At 61.0% G+C, this 15,462-nt stretch carries 15 protein-coding genes; 5 read left to right on the forward strand and 10 right to left on the reverse strand.

The features are described 5' to 3' along the window. Window positions 1-19: 19 nt before the first annotated feature. From ACK6AU_RS10850 to ACK6AU_RS10865, 4 genes are all read right to left on the reverse strand, one after another. Window positions 20-766 (reverse strand): YebC/PmpR family DNA-binding transcriptional regulator, encoded by a 747-nt coding sequence (locus ACK6AU_RS10850; RefSeq protein WP_185698406.1) that lies wholly within the window; start codon window positions 764-766, stop codon window positions 20-22. A gap of 113 nt (window positions 767-879) precedes the next feature. Then, on the reverse strand, window positions 880-2,655 hold the full coding sequence (gene aspS / locus ACK6AU_RS10855; RefSeq protein WP_185698407.1) for an aspartate--tRNA ligase: 1,776 nt from the start codon (window positions 2,653-2,655) through the stop codon (window positions 880-882). A gap of 96 nt (window positions 2,656-2,751) precedes the next feature. Next, window positions 2,752-2,973, reverse strand: a complete 222-nt coding sequence (locus ACK6AU_RS10860) for an FmdB family zinc ribbon protein (protein ID WP_010457489.1) — start codon at window positions 2,971-2,973, stop codon at window positions 2,752-2,754. Window positions 2,974-3,154: 181 nt separating this feature from the next. Then, window positions 3,155-3,628 carry a Dps family protein gene (locus tag ACK6AU_RS10865; RefSeq protein WP_185698408.1) on the reverse strand — a complete coding sequence of 158 codons (474 nt, stop codon included), beginning with the start codon at window positions 3,626-3,628 and terminating at the stop codon, window positions 3,155-3,157. 461 nt (window positions 3,629-4,089) lie between these two features. On the opposite strand from ACK6AU_RS10865, the gene ACK6AU_RS10870 reads away from it, so the two are divergent. Next, complete coding sequence (locus ACK6AU_RS10870) at window positions 4,090-4,695, forward strand: cold-shock protein (RefSeq protein WP_185698409.1); 606 nt, start codon at window positions 4,090-4,092, stop codon at window positions 4,693-4,695. A 57-nt stretch (window positions 4,696-4,752) separates the two neighbouring features. Here ACK6AU_RS10870 and ACK6AU_RS10875 read toward each other — a convergent pair whose 3' ends face one another. Together ACK6AU_RS10875 and ACK6AU_RS10880 are read right to left on the reverse strand one after the other, a co-directional pair. Further along, window positions 4,753-4,959: a SlyX family protein gene (locus tag ACK6AU_RS10875; protein WP_185698410.1), complete on the reverse strand. Its 207-nt coding sequence runs from the start codon at window positions 4,957-4,959 to the stop codon at window positions 4,753-4,755. Window positions 4,960-4,962: 3 nt separating this feature from the next. Continuing rightward, window positions 4,963-5,388 (reverse strand): HIT domain-containing protein, encoded by a 426-nt coding sequence (locus ACK6AU_RS10880; protein ID WP_185698411.1) that lies wholly within the window; start codon window positions 5,386-5,388, stop codon window positions 4,963-4,965. 928 nt (window positions 5,389-6,316) lie between these two features. Between ACK6AU_RS10880 and ACK6AU_RS10885 the strand changes: the two genes are divergently transcribed. Further along, window positions 6,317-7,654 (forward strand): OprD family porin, encoded by a 1,338-nt coding sequence (locus tag ACK6AU_RS10885; protein ID WP_185698412.1) that lies wholly within the window; start codon window positions 6,317-6,319, stop codon window positions 7,652-7,654. A 271-nt stretch (window positions 7,655-7,925) separates the two neighbouring features. On the opposite strand, the gene ACK6AU_RS10890 is transcribed toward ACK6AU_RS10885, so the two are convergent. Together ACK6AU_RS10890 and ACK6AU_RS10895 are read right to left on the reverse strand one after the other, a co-directional pair. Continuing rightward, window positions 7,926-8,765, reverse strand: coding sequence for a mechanosensitive ion channel family protein (locus tag ACK6AU_RS10890; protein WP_185698413.1), 840 nt, complete (start codon window positions 8,763-8,765; stop codon window positions 7,926-7,928). A gap of 138 nt (window positions 8,766-8,903) precedes the next feature. Beyond that, the gene (locus tag ACK6AU_RS10895) at window positions 8,904-9,389 is read right to left on the reverse strand and encodes a YajQ family cyclic di-GMP-binding protein (RefSeq protein ID WP_185698414.1); all 486 of its coding nucleotides are present in this window, start codon (window positions 9,387-9,389) and stop codon (window positions 8,904-8,906) included. Between the two features lie 143 nt (window positions 9,390-9,532). Here ACK6AU_RS10895 and ACK6AU_RS10900 point away from each other — a divergent pair, with 143 nt between their 5' ends. From ACK6AU_RS10900 to ACK6AU_RS10910, 3 genes are read left to right on the forward strand one after another with little or no spacing between them, the layout of a single operon-like run. Continuing rightward, complete coding sequence (locus ACK6AU_RS10900) at window positions 9,533-10,450, forward strand: putative 2-dehydropantoate 2-reductase (protein ID WP_409299265.1); 918 nt, start codon at window positions 9,533-9,535, stop codon at window positions 10,448-10,450. Between the two features lie 45 nt (window positions 10,451-10,495). Beyond that, entirely contained in the window at window positions 10,496-12,532 is a 2,037-nt protein-coding gene (locus tag ACK6AU_RS10905) for an ATP-binding protein (RefSeq protein ID WP_409299267.1), read from the forward strand. Between the two features lie 2 nt (window positions 12,533-12,534). Next, window positions 12,535-13,110: a cob(I)yrinic acid a,c-diamide adenosyltransferase gene (locus ACK6AU_RS10910; RefSeq protein ID WP_409299269.1), complete on the forward strand. Its 576-nt coding sequence runs from the start codon at window positions 12,535-12,537 to the stop codon at window positions 13,108-13,110. Between the two features lie 45 nt (window positions 13,111-13,155). Here the strand turns inward: ACK6AU_RS10910 and ACK6AU_RS10915 are convergent, their stop codons facing one another. Further along, a complete protein-coding gene (locus ACK6AU_RS10915; protein ID WP_185698418.1) occupies window positions 13,156-14,100 on the reverse strand; it encodes a Nudix family hydrolase in 945 nt (314 codons plus the stop codon). A gap of 114 nt (window positions 14,101-14,214) precedes the next feature. Next, on the reverse strand, window positions 14,215-15,432 hold the full coding sequence (argJ, locus tag ACK6AU_RS10920; RefSeq protein WP_185698419.1) for a bifunctional glutamate N-acetyltransferase/amino-acid acetyltransferase ArgJ: 1,218 nt from the start codon (window positions 15,430-15,432) through the stop codon (window positions 14,215-14,217). Window positions 15,433-15,462 lie beyond the last annotated feature (30 nt).

A 15,462-nucleotide genomic window follows, 5' to 3' on the forward strand; every position in this document is an offset into this window, starting at 1 on the left:
CAAGGTCGGTGCAGTCAAATCAACCCAACTGGGCAGCGACCGACTCCGGAATATCCGCGTTGGAATAGACGTTCTGCACATCATCCAGGTCTTCCAGCATGTCGATCAGCTTCAAGACCTTCTCTGCGCCGTCCAGGTCCAGCTCGGCACTGGTGGTGGGCAGCATGACGATCTCCGCATCCGCCGCCTTGAAGCCCGCAGTTTCCAGGGCATTGCGCACGCCATAGAAACCGGCGAAGGAGGTGAATACGTCGACCGAGCCGTCTTCGTTGCTCACTACGTCGTCGGCATCGGCCTCCATCGCCGCTTCCATCAGCGCATCTTCGTCGACACCTTCGGCAAAGGTCAGCTGGCCCTTGCGCTCGAACAGATAGGCTACCGAACCGTCGGTGCCCAGGTTGCCGCCACACTTGCTGAAGGCATGACGAACCGCCGCCGCGGTGCGGTTGCGGTTATCGGTCATGCATTCGACCATCACTGCCACGCCGTTGGGACCGTAGCCCTCGTAGGTCAGCTCGACCACGTCGTCGCTGCCGGCAGCGCCGGTACCGCGGGCGATAGCCCGGTCGATGATGTCACGGCTCATGTTGGCGCCCAGGGCCTTGTCCAGGGCCAGGCGCAGGCGTGGGTTGGAACCGGGCTCGCCACCACCCTGGCGGGCTGCGACGGTCAGCTCACGAATCCATTTGGTGAAGATCTTGCCTCTCTTGGCATCCTGACGCTCTTTGCGGTGCTTGATGTTCGCCCACTTGGAATGACCGGCCATAATTTGCTCCAAATTCTCCTTGAAACCTTACCAGCGCTGCCATCAGGCAGGCGGGTAGCAAAAACTCGCCCCATAGAAAAAGCGCACCCGAAGGTGCGCCTTGTCGGGCCAGCTTACTCAGCCTTTGGCTGTTCGCGCAGACGGATGTGCAGCTCGCGCAGAGCCTTGGCATCCACCGCACCCGGCGCTTCGGTCATGACGCAGGCAGCGCTCTGGGTTTTCGGGAAGGCGATCACTTCACGAATCGATTGCGCGCCGGTCATCAGCATCACCAGGCGATCCAGGCCGAAGGCCAGGCCGCCATGGGGTGGCGCGCCATACTTGAGGGCATCCAGCAGGAAGCCGAACTTCTCTTCCTGCTCCGCTTCCTCGATGCCCAGCAGGCGGAATACCGCTTGCTGCATTTCCTTGCGGTGGATACGGATCGAGCCGCCACCCAGTTCAGTGCCGTTGAGCACCATGTCGTAGGCACGGGACAGGGCTTCGGCCGGATTGGCCTCGAGCTCGGCAGGCGAGCACTTGGGCGCGGTGAACGGGTGGTGCACGGCGCTGACGCTACCGTCGTCGTTCTCTTCGAACATCGGGAAGTCGATGACCCACAGCGGTGCCCAGTCGCAGGTCAGCAGGTTGAGGTCGTTACCGACCTTGATCCGCAGCGCGCCCAGGGCTTCGCTGACGATCTTGGCCTTGTCGGCGCCGAAGAACACGATGTCGCCATCGACCGCGCCGACGCGATCGAGGATCACGTTCAGGCTGGCTTCAGGAATGTTCTTGACGATCGGCGACTGCAGGCCCTCGACGCCCTTGGCACGCTCGTTGACCTTGATGTAAGCCAGGCCCTTGGCGCCGTAGATGCCGACGAACTTGGTGTAGTCGTCGATCTTGCTGCGCGGCATGCTCGCCCCGCCAGGAACGCGCAAGGCCGCCACACGGCACTTCGGATCGTTGGCCGGACCGCTGAACACCTTGAATTCCACGTCCTTGAGCTGGTCGGCCACATCCACCAGTTCCAGCGGGATACGCAGGTCCGGCTTGTCGGAACCATAGCGACGCATGGCTTCGTGCCAGGTCATGTGCGGGAACTCGCCGAATTCCACATCCAGCACTTCCTTGAACAGGTTGCGGATCATGCCCTCGGTGAGACCCATGATGTCCTGTTCGTTGAGGAAGCTGGTCTCGATGTCGATCTGGGTGAACTCAGGCTGACGATCGGCACGCAGGTCTTCGTCGCGGAAGCACTTGGCGATCTGGTAGTAGCGGTCGAAGCCGGCCACCATCAACAGCTGCTTGAACTGCTGCGGCGATTGCGGCAGGGCGAAGAAGTTGCCAGCGTGGGTACGGCTCGGCACCAGGTAGTCGCGGGCACCTTCAGGGGTGGCGCGGGTCAGGATCGGCGTCTCGACATCAAGGAAGCCGTTCTCGTCGAGGTAGCGGCGCACGCTGCTGGTGATCCGCGAGCGCAGGCGCAGCTTCTCGGCCATCTCTGGACGGCGCAGGTCGATATAGCGATAGCGCAGGCGCGTCTCTTCGCCCACGTCGGTGTATTCATTGAGCGGGAACGGCGGGGTTTCCGCGTCGTTCAGCACTTCCAGCTCGTAACCCAGGACCTCGATCATGCCCGAGGCCATGTTGGCGTTGCCGGCACCAGCCGGACGCAGGCGTACCTTGCCGGTGACCTTGACCACGTATTCGCTGCGCACGCGGTCGGCGGTCGCGAAGGTTTCAGCGCGGTCCGGATCGAACACCACCTGGGCCAGGCCTTCACGATCACGGATATCGAGGAAGATCACCCCGCCGTGGTCACGACGACGGTGGACCCATCCGCAAAGGGTTACTTCCTGACCTTCCAGGCTTTCGTTCAGTTGGCCGCAATAATGGCTGCGCATCATGGTAGTGGTTTCACTTCTCGTAATTCGAAATTCGATGGAGGCCTTGCGCACCCCTCGGGTGCCGGATAGTGCAAGAACTCGCGCGTGTCGTTCAACTTAGTCAGCTTTGTCGCCACCGGCCAGGTTCTTCTTCGAGCCGGTCTTGAAATCGGTTTCATACCAGCCGGTGCCACTCAGGCGAAAACCGGGCATGGACAGCATCTTTTTCAGTTCAGGTGCCTGGCAGGCAGGACAGTCGACCAGCGGCGCGGCGCTGATCTTTTGAATGGCTTCCAACTGATGACCACAGGAAGCGCATTGGTAGTCGTACATCGGCATGGGGGCGTCTCGGCAATCAGGTTACTGCTTGAACTACAGCCAGAGCCCACGCCAAAGCTCGGGCTACCTAGCAAAGAGCGGGATTATATCCATTAAATCGGCCCTGTGCAGCCGTATGCCCCACAACCAATGCGCGTCGCAGATACGGACGGCGCGCAAGGCGCCATCCGTAGCGGAGGGCTTAACCGTTTTCCAGCAGCGAACGCAGCATCCAGGCGGTTTTCTCATGCACCTGCATGCGCTGGGTCAGCAGGTCGGCCGTGGGTTCGTCGCTGACTTTGTCCAGTAACGGGAAAATACCGCGGGCGGTGCGGGTCACCGCCTCCTGGCCACTGACCAGTTGCTTGATCATTTCCTCGGCTGCCGGCACACCTTCTTCCTCTTTGATCGAGGACAGCCTGGCGTAGATGGAGTAGGCGCCTGGAGCCGGGAAGCCCAGGGCACGGATGCGTTCGGCGATCAGGTCGACCGCCAGGGCCAGTTCGTTGTACTGCTCCTCGAACATCAGGTGCAGGGTGCGGAACTGAGGGCCGGTGACGTTCCAGTGGAAGTTATGGGTCTTGAGGTACAACACGTAGGTATCCGATAGCAGACGGGAAAGGCCGTCGACAATGGATTTACGATCCGCTTCGCTGATACCGATATCAATTGCCATGTTTCTCTCCGTTAACCAGATGAATCCACCCAATCAGCTGCCGGACCACTCTAGCAAGAGCCTCGCCCTTGCGCCGGCCTCTGTCCCCCGAGCGGCCTGCGGTGGATTGTCCCGTGACCAGTCGGACCGTCAAACGCTGGGCTCGAGCCTAATCTGACCATGGGGGAAATCCTGCGTTCCTTGGAAAATCCGCCAACACCTGTCTAGCACAGGCCTTTGCCTGATGCTCCGGATCACCATCGTCCACGATGGGGTTGCCCTCCTCTCGCCAGCCAGCACCGGTGATTTGAGAAGGCCTGGGCTTTGCGGTTAAATAGAGCCCGTGTCGTTGTTGCCTATTTCTTCGGCCAACGCGCATAGGCTGACACCACGCATGTACCCGCCTTAACCTTTTTTTTCCAAAGCGAACCGTGCGCGATCAGCTCTTCCTTAGTGCTACTTCTTAACGTGAGTTAATCAAAATGTTGAAAATCGTCCACCTGCTGACAGGCCTTGCAGCCTTGCTGCTGTCCTTGATTCCGAGTCTAAGATCTGACGCGGTTCCCTACCTGCAACAACCCGATGCTCTTTACCTGGCCATTTTCGGCCTGCTCAACCTGGCCCTGGCTCCAGTTGTTCCCCACTGGAACAAAGGTCCGCGCCAGCACCTGCAGAACCTGGCCAGCGCCCTGCTGGTCCTGGTAGTGGTACTGCAAACCCTCACCCTGCTGGCTCCCATGCCGGTGATCGGTGGTCAACCCGCAGTCCTGGTCAGCCTGCTGACCGCATTGATCGCCGTTGCCCTGCACCTGGCCGTGAGCTTCTACAAATCGTCACCAGCCGCCGCGGCTTCACCTGCCTACGACATGAGCAATCGTGATACCGGGACCGTGAAGTGGTTCAACACCTCCAAGGGCTTCGGTTTTATCTCCCGGGACTCCGGCGACGATATTTTCGTGCACTTTCGCGCCATCCGTGGCGAAGGCCATCGCGTCCTGGTCGAAGGCCAGCGCGTAGAGTTCTCGGTGATGAATCGTGATAAGGGCTTGCAAGCCGAGGACGTAATCGCAGCGCTACCACGTCGCTGAGCGCCCATTGCAAAAAAACCGCGCCAAAGGCGCGGTTTTTTTTACCCTGCGATCCCCTCAATAGTGGGGAGGCGGGACTTCTTCTTCGAAGGAGCTGAACTGACCGGCCATCTCCTCCTGGCGCTTGAGCATGGCCGTCATCTGCAGTTGCAGGCGCTCCAGCACCTTATGCTGCGCCACCAACTCATCATTGAGGGCCTGGATAGTGTCATCCTGAAATGCCAGGCGACTTTCCAGATCGGTTACCCGCGCTTCCAGACTCATGATTCAGCCCTCCAGAAAGCGAAAATCATCGGTCAGCACCAGCCGCAAGCGCTCGCGTATCTGTGCAACCTGCTCCGAGCTGTAAGGTTTGGCCGGCTGTTTGCCCCATATCGGTGCAGGCCAGGCCGCATCATCGCGCTTGCGCACTATCACATGCATGTGCAACTGGCTGACCACATTGCCCAGCGTCGCCACGTTCAACTTGTCGGCATCGAAGGAGTCCTTCAGCACTTCGGCCAGCGCTGTGGTTTCTCGCCACAGCTGTTGCTGATCGGTGACATCCAGTTGAAACAACTCGCTGATATCTTCGCGACGCGGCACCAGGATGAACCAAGGGTAGTTTGCATCATTGGACAGCAACAGCCGGCAAAGGGGGAAATCCCCGATGACTAACGTGTCTTGCTGCAATCGTGAATCTAAAGTGAACACCGCGCTTGCTCCCGCTCAGCCCATTACAGCCTGGCCGTCCAGTATTACTGACACCTGCCAGGCGACAGAGGCGCAGCATACCTGCGAACGCCTCGCGCTTCATGAGCAATGAGCCTGCGCCCCTCACCCCCGATTTGGCAAGGAGCCACTGCGTGCAACCCGATGCGCCCCGAAACAGGACCCTTTTCGAAGCCCCGCACCAATTGCCCACAATGCGTGATGAATGTTCGAAACATGACCAGGCAAGCCCTTGATGTTTCTCGTTCTTGGCGTTCCACAACGCATTGGACTCGTACCGCGTTTCGGCGGTCTTGCACCAAAACCGCACAAAGGGTCTACGCTGAGTACCCCAAGCATCCGCCGTTTACTCACTTCGCGGTGTGCGGCGGTAACATTTTGCAAAGCTGTGCAACTTATTGCACAGCCCTGCACCATGGGAGGCAGCCACGTCAAGCCAAACGAAAAGCAACCCAAGACGGCGGTTTTATGCGGTTTTTACAGGTTCATAGGGCACCTTGAACAAAAAACGCCGAACAAAATGGATTTGTGCACGCTTGTTGCATTCAGCCCGGAATCGTCTGCGATGGCTCATCGAAAGTGAGCCCCTACAGACTCATAACAATAGTGGCAGGGCTGCCCCAAAAGTACTTTGAAAGTGTTTGCATGGGGGAGCCTTCATTGCCTCTTTACATCCCCTCGAGAAGTACTATTCAACTTGTCGGACCGAGTGCATTTTGGCCGAACAGTTACGACACCGATCGAGCAGTTTGCGACAGGGTCGTAAAGAAGCTGAAAGGATAGATAGGCAAGTATCGCCAATATTGTCAGCGTGATATAAGTTTGCGCCGACACAAAAAGAAAGAGCCGCCCAGATAAAAATACAGGTGGGACGGCAATAGTCTTCTAAAAACCAAAGGAGCAAATCACGATGCGCGTGATGAAGTGGAGCATGATCGCCCTGGCTGTATCCGCAGGGACCTCGCAGTTCGCAATCGCGTCCTCCCAGGACGAGTCCAAGGGTTTCTTCGAAGATCAGAGCTTGAAGTCCAAGACCCGACTGGAATACATGAATCGCGACTACAAGAATGGCGCCGGTAACATTTCCAAGCCAGGTGGCGGCTACAAGAGCGGCTATCGCCAGGACACCGGTATCAGTGAACTGCTGACCTACGAATCGGGCTTCACCCAAGGCACCGTGGGTGTCGGCGTGGACGCCATGGCCATGGGCGCAGCTCGCCTGGACGGCGGCGCAGGCCGTGCCGGCAACGGACTGTTCGCAGTCAATGGCGACGGCCAACCGGAAAAGACCCAGTCCAAGACGGGTGCCGCTATCAAGTTCCGCCTCTCCGACACCACCCTCAAGTACGGTCGTCAATTCGTCGCCAGCCCGGTATTCGCCACCGACGACAGCCGCCTGTTGCCGGAAGTGGCCGAAGGCACCCTGATCACCAGCAAGGAAATCAAGGGCCTGGAACTGAGTGCTGGTCGCTTCACCGCACTGAGCAAGCAGACCGGCATGGGCAAGGACAGCATCGGCGGCGTGGCAGACGAGAATGGCAATGGCGCCAAAGGCCTGCCTTCGGCGAACATCTTCGGCGCCACCTACGCCTTCACTGACAACTTCACCGGCACCCTGGCAGGCTCCAAGGTCGACCAGTACTTCAAGAAGCAGTACATCAACCTGAACTACACCCTGCCGATCGCCGAGTCGCAGTCCCTGAACTTCGACTTCAACGGCTACAAGACCGAAGGCGACAAGCGTGGCGACCTGGTCGACATGATCGGCGACGGTCGCAAGGGCGTGGACAACAAACTGTGGAGCCTGGCAGCGGCTTACAGCCTCGGCGCGCACAAGTTCACCCTGGCCCACCAGCGTTCCAGCGGCGACAACGGTTACTACTACGGCGTTGACGGCAACGGCACGGTCTTCGTGGCCAACTCCATCCAGATCTCCGACTTCGTGGGCCGCGACGAGCGCTCCTGGCAAGCACGCTACGACCTGAACATGGCCACCTATGGCGTGCCAGGCCTGAGCTTCATGGCTCGCTACGTGACCGGCGACAACATTTCCACCAATGGCTTGGGCGAAGGCAAGGAAAAGGAGTTCAACTTCGAGACCAAGTACGTCATGCAGGAAGGTCCGGCCAAGGACCTGTCCTTCCGCCTGCGTAGCGCGGTATATCGCGCCAATACCGCCTACAGCGGTTACCAGTCCGACAACAACGACGTACGTATCATCGTCGAGTACCCGCTGAGCATCTTGTAATCCCGATATCCGGCTAATTAAGCCAACACGCGATATCATTAAGAACCGCCGCACTGAAATAGTGCGGCGGTTTTTTATGCCGGTAAAAATACCAACCAGAGCGAGCCCTATAAATAGCAAGCTAACTAATAAGCCGTACATCGCTAGTTGATATTCATCAACCTGCAACACACCCACTTAGTTTCCAAGCCTTAAAATAAACAAGGGGCCCATGGCCCCTTGTCCAGAACAACATTAGCTGACCGAACAGCCAACTTGTGAAACGGCCTTATTACACGGCAGCTTCCTGAACCACGCGGATCACTCGCTGCGGAAACGGGATATCGATACCCGCGGCTTTCAAACGATCACGGGACAACTCGTTGAACTGGAACATGACATCCCAGTAGTCGGCAGTCTTGACCCAGACGCGCAACGACAGGGTGATGGCGCTGTCGCCCAGGGTCGAAACCACGGCCACCGGCGCCGGATCAGCCAGCACGCGCTCATCCTTGGCCAGTTCCAGCAGCACTTCCCGGGCTTTCTGCAAGTCTGCGTCGTAATCCACGCCTACATCGAATACCACCTTGCGCGTGGGCTGGCGGTTGTAGTTGGTGATGATGCCGTTGGACAGGTTGCCGTTGGGCACGATCACCGTCTTGTTGTCGCCGGTACGCAGCACCGTGTGGAAGATCTGGATACTGTCGACGGTGCCGCTGATGCTCTGGGCTTCGATGAAGTCGCCAATACGGAACGGCCGGAACAGCAAGATCAGCACTCCGCCGGCAAAATTCGCCAGGCTGCCTTGCAATGCCAGGCCGATGGCCAGGCCGGCGGCACCGATGGCGGCGACGAAGGAAGTGGTCTCGACACCGATCATCGAGGCCACGCTGATGATCAGCAGGACCTTGAGCACGATGTTGGCCAGACTGCTGATGAAGCCCTGCAACGCCAGGTCGGCATTACGCAGTGCCAGTAGCCTGCCTACTTTATGGGTCAGCTTGTTGATCAGCCACCAACCGATGGCCAGGGTGACCACGGCCAGCAGCACGCGACTGCCGTACTCCATGATCATTGGAATCCAGGCCTGGGAAGCCCGGACCAAGTTGTCTACTTCAGCATTCAAATCCATCTATCTCTCCAGGTTTCCGCGATTGCGCAGGATGCATGACTGACAGGCAGAACGACCGGATCCCGGGGAGCTCAATCGTTTCTGCCATCGCTCCGGCCTCGGACGCCAACAAGAGCTAGAGGTTCCCGGAGGCGCCGATCAATCGCGGAAGTTGTTGAACTGCAGCGGCATGCCGAATTCCTTGCCACGCAGTGCAGCGATGGCTTCTTGCAGATCGTCGCGCTTCTTGCCGGTCACCCGGACCTGCTCGCCCTGGATGGCGGCCTGCACCTTGAGCTTGGCTTCCTTGATATGGGCAACGATCTTCTTCGCCAGTTCCTTGTCGATCCCTTCCTTGAGCACCGCTTCCTGCTTCATCACCTTGCCGGAGGCATAGGCGTCCTTGATTTCCAGGCATTGCACGTCGATCTTGCGCTTGACCAGGGCCAGCTTGAGTATCTCGATCATCGCTTCCAGCTGGAACTCGGCTTCAGCGGTCAGGTTGACGGTCAGTTCCTTGTCCTTGAACTCGAAGCTGCCCTTACCCTTCAGGTCGTAGCGGCGATCGAGCTCCTTGACGGCGTTTTCCACCGCGTTGGTGACTTCGTGCTTGTCCAGTTCGGATACCACGTCAAACGACGGCATGTACTCTCTCCAATAAAAAAGGGGCGCTGTTCAGAACATCGAACACGCCCGGCTTGCGGTTAAAATCCGCGCTCATTATAACGGGTCTTTCCCCTCCTTCACCGCGCGCCCTCCCCGGGCCGGCCAAACAGAGCGAAAACTTGATGTCCACCACCTGGCACGTCCTCGGCGCCGGCAGTCTCGGTACTCTCTGGGCCACACGCTTGGCCCGCGCCGGCCTGCCGGTGCGCCTGGTCCTGCGGGACCAGGCCCGCTTGCAGGACTACCAAGTCGCTGGCGGCCTGACCCTGGTCGAACAGGGCCAGAGCCGTCTGTATCCGATCCCCGGCGAAACCTGCGACAGCCCGCAACCGATCCAGCGCCTGCTGCTGGCTTGCAAGGCCTACGATGCCGAGGCGGCCGTGGCGCGCATCGCCACGCGCCTGGCTCCAGGAGCCGAGCTGATCCTCTTGCAAAATGGCCTGGGCAGCCAGGATGCCGTGGCCGCCCGGGTTCCCGGGGCACGCTGTATTGCCGCCTCCAGCACCGAGGGGGCGTTCCGCGATGGCGACTGGCACGTGGTGTTCGCCGGGCATGGCTATACCTGGCTCGGCGATGCCTGCCACCCCACCGCGCCGATCTGGCTGGATGAACTCAGTGCCAGCGGCATTCCCCATGAATGGACCACCCAGATCCTCACCCGACTCTGGCGCAAGCTGGCGCTCAACTGCGCGATCAATCCCCTGACGGTGCTGCACGACTGCCGCAATGGTGGTCTACAGCAACACCGGTGTGAAGTCGCCACGCTGTGTGCCGAACTGGGCGAACTGCTGCAATGCTGCGGGCAACCCGATGCCGCGCAGGGCCTGCAACAGGAAGTCGAACGGGTGATCCAGGCCACCGCCGCCAATTACTCTTCCATGCACCAGGACGTGGCCAACCGGCGGCGTACCGAAATCCGCTATTTGCTGGGCCACGCTTGCGCAGTCGCCAGCCGCCATCGCCTGGCACTGCCGCACCTGCAGCAATTGCAACTGCGCCTCAAGGAACACCTGCTGCAGCACGGATTGCCCAGCGACTGAGCAGCGGCTACGCTGCCCACTTGCTCATTTCCAGCGATATAGCCGATGCCATTGCGCCAGCGCCTCGAAAACCTGCCAGTGGGCCAAAAGCTCCTGGCGGCCCTGCTTGTCTTGCTGACCACAGTACTGCTGGTCGCCAACCTGACCTTCATCAGCGCCGCCTACTGGATCTCCCAGGAGAGCATGGCGCCCCAGGCCTTGCAGACCATCGGCCGGCTGGTGTCCAACCCGACCCTGTCGCTCCAGGCGCTGAATTCGCCCCAGGATGCGGAACGGCTACTCAACGAACTCGACAGCTACTCGCCCCTGCGCGCAGCGGCCATCTATGACGGCAGCGGCCAGCGCATCGCCCAGATGCAGCACGGCGATCGCCTCAAGCTCCCCGAGCGCTACCGGCATATCGAGGCCTGGCAACTGACCGAGTTTCGCAGCAACCAGGTGATCCCCCTGCCCCGCCCGGGCCAGGAGCCGGGCCACCTGCTGCTGGTGGCCACCAGCGAACTGCCCATGGCCTTCTATACCGGCACCCTCACCGCCAGCCTGGGCATCTTGATCTTCAGCGTGCTGCTGTGGCTGATCATCGCCCGGCAGATCAAGCGCCTGATCACCCAGCCGATTCACCAGCTCGAGGAGCTGTCGCGCCAGGTCACCCGCGAAGAGAACTACGCCCTTCGCGCGGCCCGCGGCAACCACGATGAAATCGGCAGCCTGGCAGAAGCCTTCAACACCATGCTGTCGCGGATCGAGGCCCGGGAGCAGCAGCTCAAGCGCGCCCGGGACGACTCCCAAGCCGCCTACGACCAGGCCCAGGGACTGGCCGAAGAGACCCGCCATACCAACCGCAAGCTGGAACTGGAAGTCCAGGTACGCAGCAAGATCGAGAAGAAGCTCACCGGTTTCCAGAACTACCTCAACAGCATCATCGATTCCATGCCCTCGGCATTGATCGCCCTGGACGAACAACTGTACGTCACTCAGTGGAACCAGGAGGCCAGCGCCCTGTCCGGGACACGCCTGGACGAGGCCCTGAACCAGCCGATCTTCCTGGCCTTCGAACCGCTCAAGCCATTCCTGCCCCAGCTCAAGGAAACCGTGGAACAGCACACGGTGGCCAAGATCGAGCGGGTCACCTGGTTCAAGGATGAAGAGGCCAGGCACTATGCCCTGACCTTCTACCCCCTGATGGGCGGCGCCGGACGCGGCGTGGTGATCCGTATCGACGACATCACCCAGCGCCTGTCCCTGGAAGAAATGATGGTGCAGTCGGAAAAGATGCTCTCGGTAGGCGGCCTCGCGGCCGGCATGGCCCACGAGATCAACAACCCTCTCGGGGCGATCCTGCATAACGTGCAGAACATCCGCCGCCGATTGTCCCCGGACCTGCCGAAGAACCTCGAATATGCCCAGCAGAGCGGGGTCGAGCTGCAAACCGTCAACCATTACCTGGAAAGCCGCGAAGTCCCGCAACTGCTCGACGGCATTCAACAAGCAGGAGCCCGAGCGGCGAAGATCGTCACCCACATGCTCAGCTTCAGTCGCCGTAGCAACCGGCAGATGGCGCCCTGCGACTTGCCAGCGCTGATCGACCAGGCGGTGGAGATCGCCGGCAACGACTTCGACCTGGCGATCGGCTTCGACTTCAAGGGCCAGGCGATCATCCGCCAGTTCGATCCGAACCTGGGCCCGGTTCCCGGCACCGCCAACGAACTGGAGCAGGTGCTGCTCAACCTGCTGAAAAATGCCGCCCAGGCCATTCACCAGCGCGAGGATGACAGCGAGCCGGGACGAATCATCCTGCGCACCCGGCTCAATCCGCCCTGGGCGGAAATCCAAGTCGAGGACAACGGCATCGGCATGAACGAGAACGTGCGCAAGCGTACCTTCGAGCCATTCTTCACCACCAAGGAGATCGGCCAGGGCACCGGCCTTGGCCTGTCGGTGTCGTACTTCATCATCACCAACAACCACAAAGGGCAGATGGAGGTGCAATCGACCCGGGGCCAAGGCACCTGCTTCACCCTGCGCCTGCCCCTGGCCAGCAACCAGCCCCCGGTCCAAGCACCGCTACCACTGGAGAACTAGACATGGGTTTTCGCTTGTCGAAGATTTACACCCGCACCGGCGACAAGGGCGAAACCGGCCTGGGGGATGGGCGCCGAGTGCCCAAGGATCATCCACGGATCGAGGCCATCGGCGAAGTCGACACCCTCAATAGCCAGCTGGGCCTGCTCCTGGCTGGCCTGGAAGAACAGCGCATGGCCTATCCGGGGCTGGCCCAGGTGATCGAGGTCTTGGCACCCTGCCAGCATCGCTTGTTCGATCTTGGCGGCGAGCTGGCGATGCCGGTGTACCAGGCGCTCGATGAGCTGGAAGTGCAGCGCCTGGAGGCGGCCATCGATAGCTGGAACGAGGAGTTGGGCCCGCTGGAGAACTTCATCCTTCCCGGAGGCTCGATGCTGATCGCCCAGGCCCATGTCTGCCGCAGCCTGGCCCGCAGCGCCGAGCGCCGCTGCCAGCAACTCAATGCGATCGAACCGCTGCCGGAGGTCGGGTTGGCCTACATCAATCGCCTGTCGGACCTGCTGTTCGTCGCTGCTCGCTTGATTGCCAAGCGCCAGGGCATCGCCGAGATCCTCTGGCAGGCCGCCGCCAAGCCGTGATGGGCAACGGCTTGGCGGTGAAGCACCAGCAAGCCGTTGCCTGGCTCAACCCTGCGGCCAGAAGGCGCGGATGCCGGCCACACCCTGGGCGCCGCTGGCCCAGGCCTGTTCGCACTGGGCCGGGCCCACGCCGCCTAGCAGGTACACCGGCTTGTTGAAGCCGACGATCAGTTGCCCGGCCTGCTCCCAGCCCAGGGGCTGGGCATCGGGATGGGTCTGGGTCGGCTGCACCGGCGACAGGGTCACGAAGTCCACGTCCATCTGCCGCGCCAGGGCCAATTCCTCGGCGTCATGGCAAGAGGCCGCCAACCAGCGATCCTTGCCGAATGGACGCCCGGCACTGGCATACTTGCGCAGTTGGGCCGACGTCATATGCCAGCCGGCCGACGGAAAGTCCCCCAGCCACTCGAAAGGTCCCTTGAGCATCAACTGCGCCTTGCCGGCGCACAGGCCCACCGCATCCACCGCCAGGTCACGATACTGCGGATCGTAGCCACCGGGCGCCCGCAGCTGGATCAGCCGGCAGCCATTGGCAATGGCTTTCTGCATGCCACGCAATAGGGCCGGGGTCTCCAGGCCTTCGGGCGTAATCAGGTAGTGCTCGGGCAAACGCGCTGCCGCGACGATCGGCTGGTTGGCCGCCGGGAACTCATAATCGCCCAGTTGCCGCGGGCTGACCCAGGCCAGGGGCTGGCCTTCGGCACCATGGGGCTCGCCGCTGAAGGCCGAGACCTCCCATACATCCAGCAATACCTGCTTGTCCGGATAATCGTGCTGCACCTTGATCAGGGGACGTGCAGCCTGCACGGCAATGCCCAGTTCTTCCTGCAGCTCCCTGGCCAATGCCGCCTGCACGGTTTCCCCGGTCTCGACCTTGCCCCCGGGAAACTCCCAAAGGCCCCCTTGATGCTGAGTATCGGCACGTCGGGCGATCAGGATCTTGCCATTGGCATCCCGGATGACGGCCGCTGCCACATGCACTCGTTTCACCGCGTTTTCCTCTGGTCCGTCATTCGGCCGGCCTGGGTGCCCAGCCGATGAAAAATGATGGTTGCCAAGCGCGAAGACCGGCCCCGGAAGATCCCGGGGCGGCCACAGCGAGTATCAGGTACGGTACTCGGCGTTGATCTTCACGTATTCGTGGGACAGGTCGGTGGTCCAGATGGTTTCGCTGCAGGTACCACGCCCCAGTTCGATGCGGATGGTGATCTCTTCCTGCTGCATGACCGCCGCCCCCTGGGCCTCGGTATAGCTGGCAGCCCGAGCGCCACGGCTGGCGATGCAGACTTCGCCGAGGAACACGTCGATCTTGCTCACATCCAGGTCCGGCACGCCGGCACGTCCCACGGCTGCCAGGATCCGTCCCCAGTTTGGGTCGGAAGCGAACAGCGCCGTCTTGATCAGCGGCGAGTGGGCCACGGTGTAGCCCACGTCCAGGCACTCCTGGGGGTTGCCGCCGCCGTTGACTTGGACAGTGACGAACTTGGTGGCGCCTTCACCGTCGCGGACGATGGCCTGGGCCACATCCATGCAAACCTCGAACACCGCTTGCTTCAACGCGCCGAACAACGGGCCACTGGCCTCGGTGATTTCCGGCAGGTCGGCCTGGCCGGTAGCGATCAGCATGCAACAGTCGTTGGTGGAGGTGTCGCCGTCGATGGTGATGCGGTTGAAAGACTTGTTGGCACCGTCCAGCAGCAGGTTTTGCAGCACTTCGCGGGAGACCTTGGCGTCGGTGGCGATGTAGCCAAGCATGGTCGCCATGTTCGGCCGGATCATTCCCGCTCCCTTGCTGATGCCGGTGACGGTGATGGTCACGCCGTCATGCTGGAACTGGCGGCTGGCGCCCTTGGGCAGGGTATCGGTGGTCATGATCCCGGTGGCGGCAGCGGCCCAGTTGTCCACGGACAGGTCGTCCAGGGCGGCCTGCAAGGCACCTTCGATCTTCTCCACAGGCAGCGGCTCGCCGATGACCCCGGTGGAGTACGGCAGCACGGCACTGGCATCGACCCCAGTCAGTTCTGCCAGCTTGGCACAGGTACGGCTGGCTGCCGCCAGGCCTGGCTCACCGGTACCGGCGTTGGCATTACCGGTATTGGTCAGCAGGTACCGCACCGGGCCCTGCACACGCTGCTTGGCGAGGATCACCGGCGCGGCGCAGAACGCATTGAGGGTGAACACCCCGGCCACCGTCGAGCCTTCGGCACAGCGCATGACCACCACATCCTTGCGCCCGGGGCGCTTGATACCGGCCGAGGCGATACCGAGTTCGAAACCGGCAACCGGGTGCAACGTTGGCAAAGGACCAAGACCAACAGCCATGAATGCGCTCCTCTCATCAAATGGATGCAC

This window comes from Pseudomonas sp. KCJK8993, from assembly GCF_046230915.1.
Classification (GTDB): domain Bacteria; phylum Pseudomonadota; class Gammaproteobacteria; order Pseudomonadales; family Pseudomonadaceae; genus Aquipseudomonas; species Aquipseudomonas piscis.

Excerpts from the sequence above, each read along its gene's own strand:
- ACK6AU_RS10900 (WP_409299265.1), top strand. The coding sequence starts at position 9,533 with ATGTCCACCACCTGGCACGTCCTCGGCGCCGGCAGTCTCGGTACTCTC.
- ACK6AU_RS10910 (WP_409299269.1), top strand. The coding sequence starts at position 12,535 with ATGGGTTTTCGCTTGTCGAAGATTTACACCCGCACCGGCGACAAGGGC.
- ACK6AU_RS10870 (WP_185698409.1), top strand. The coding sequence starts at position 4,090 with ATGTTGAAAATCGTCCACCTGCTGACAGGCCTTGCAGCCTTGCTGCTG.
- ACK6AU_RS10890 (WP_185698413.1), bottom strand. The coding sequence starts at position 8,765 with ATGGATTTGAATGCTGAAGTAGACAACTTGGTCCGGGCTTCCCAGGCC.
- ACK6AU_RS10875 (WP_185698410.1), bottom strand. The coding sequence starts at position 4,959 with ATGAGTCTGGAAGCGCGGGTAACCGATCTGGAAAGTCGCCTGGCATTT.
- ACK6AU_RS10860 (WP_010457489.1), bottom strand. The coding sequence starts at position 2,973 with ATGCCGATGTACGACTACCAATGCGCTTCCTGTGGTCATCAGTTGGAA.
- ACK6AU_RS10905 (WP_409299267.1), top strand. The coding sequence starts at position 10,496 with ATGCCATTGCGCCAGCGCCTCGAAAACCTGCCAGTGGGCCAAAAGCTC.
- ACK6AU_RS10895 (WP_185698414.1), bottom strand. The coding sequence starts at position 9,389 with ATGCCGTCGTTTGACGTGGTATCCGAACTGGACAAGCACGAAGTCACC.
- ACK6AU_RS10850 (WP_185698406.1), bottom strand. The coding sequence starts at position 766 with ATGGCCGGTCATTCCAAGTGGGCGAACATCAAGCACCGCAAAGAGCGT.
- argJ (WP_185698419.1), bottom strand. The coding sequence starts at position 15,432 with ATGGCTGTTGGTCTTGGTCCTTTGCCAACGTTGCACCCGGTTGCCGGT.
- aspS (WP_185698407.1), bottom strand. The coding sequence starts at position 2,655 with ATGATGCGCAGCCATTATTGCGGCCAACTGAACGAAAGCCTGGAAGGT.
- ACK6AU_RS10865 (WP_185698408.1), bottom strand. The coding sequence starts at position 3,628 with ATGGCAATTGATATCGGTATCAGCGAAGCGGATCGTAAATCCATTGTC.
- ACK6AU_RS10885 (WP_185698412.1), top strand. The coding sequence starts at position 6,317 with ATGCGCGTGATGAAGTGGAGCATGATCGCCCTGGCTGTATCCGCAGGG.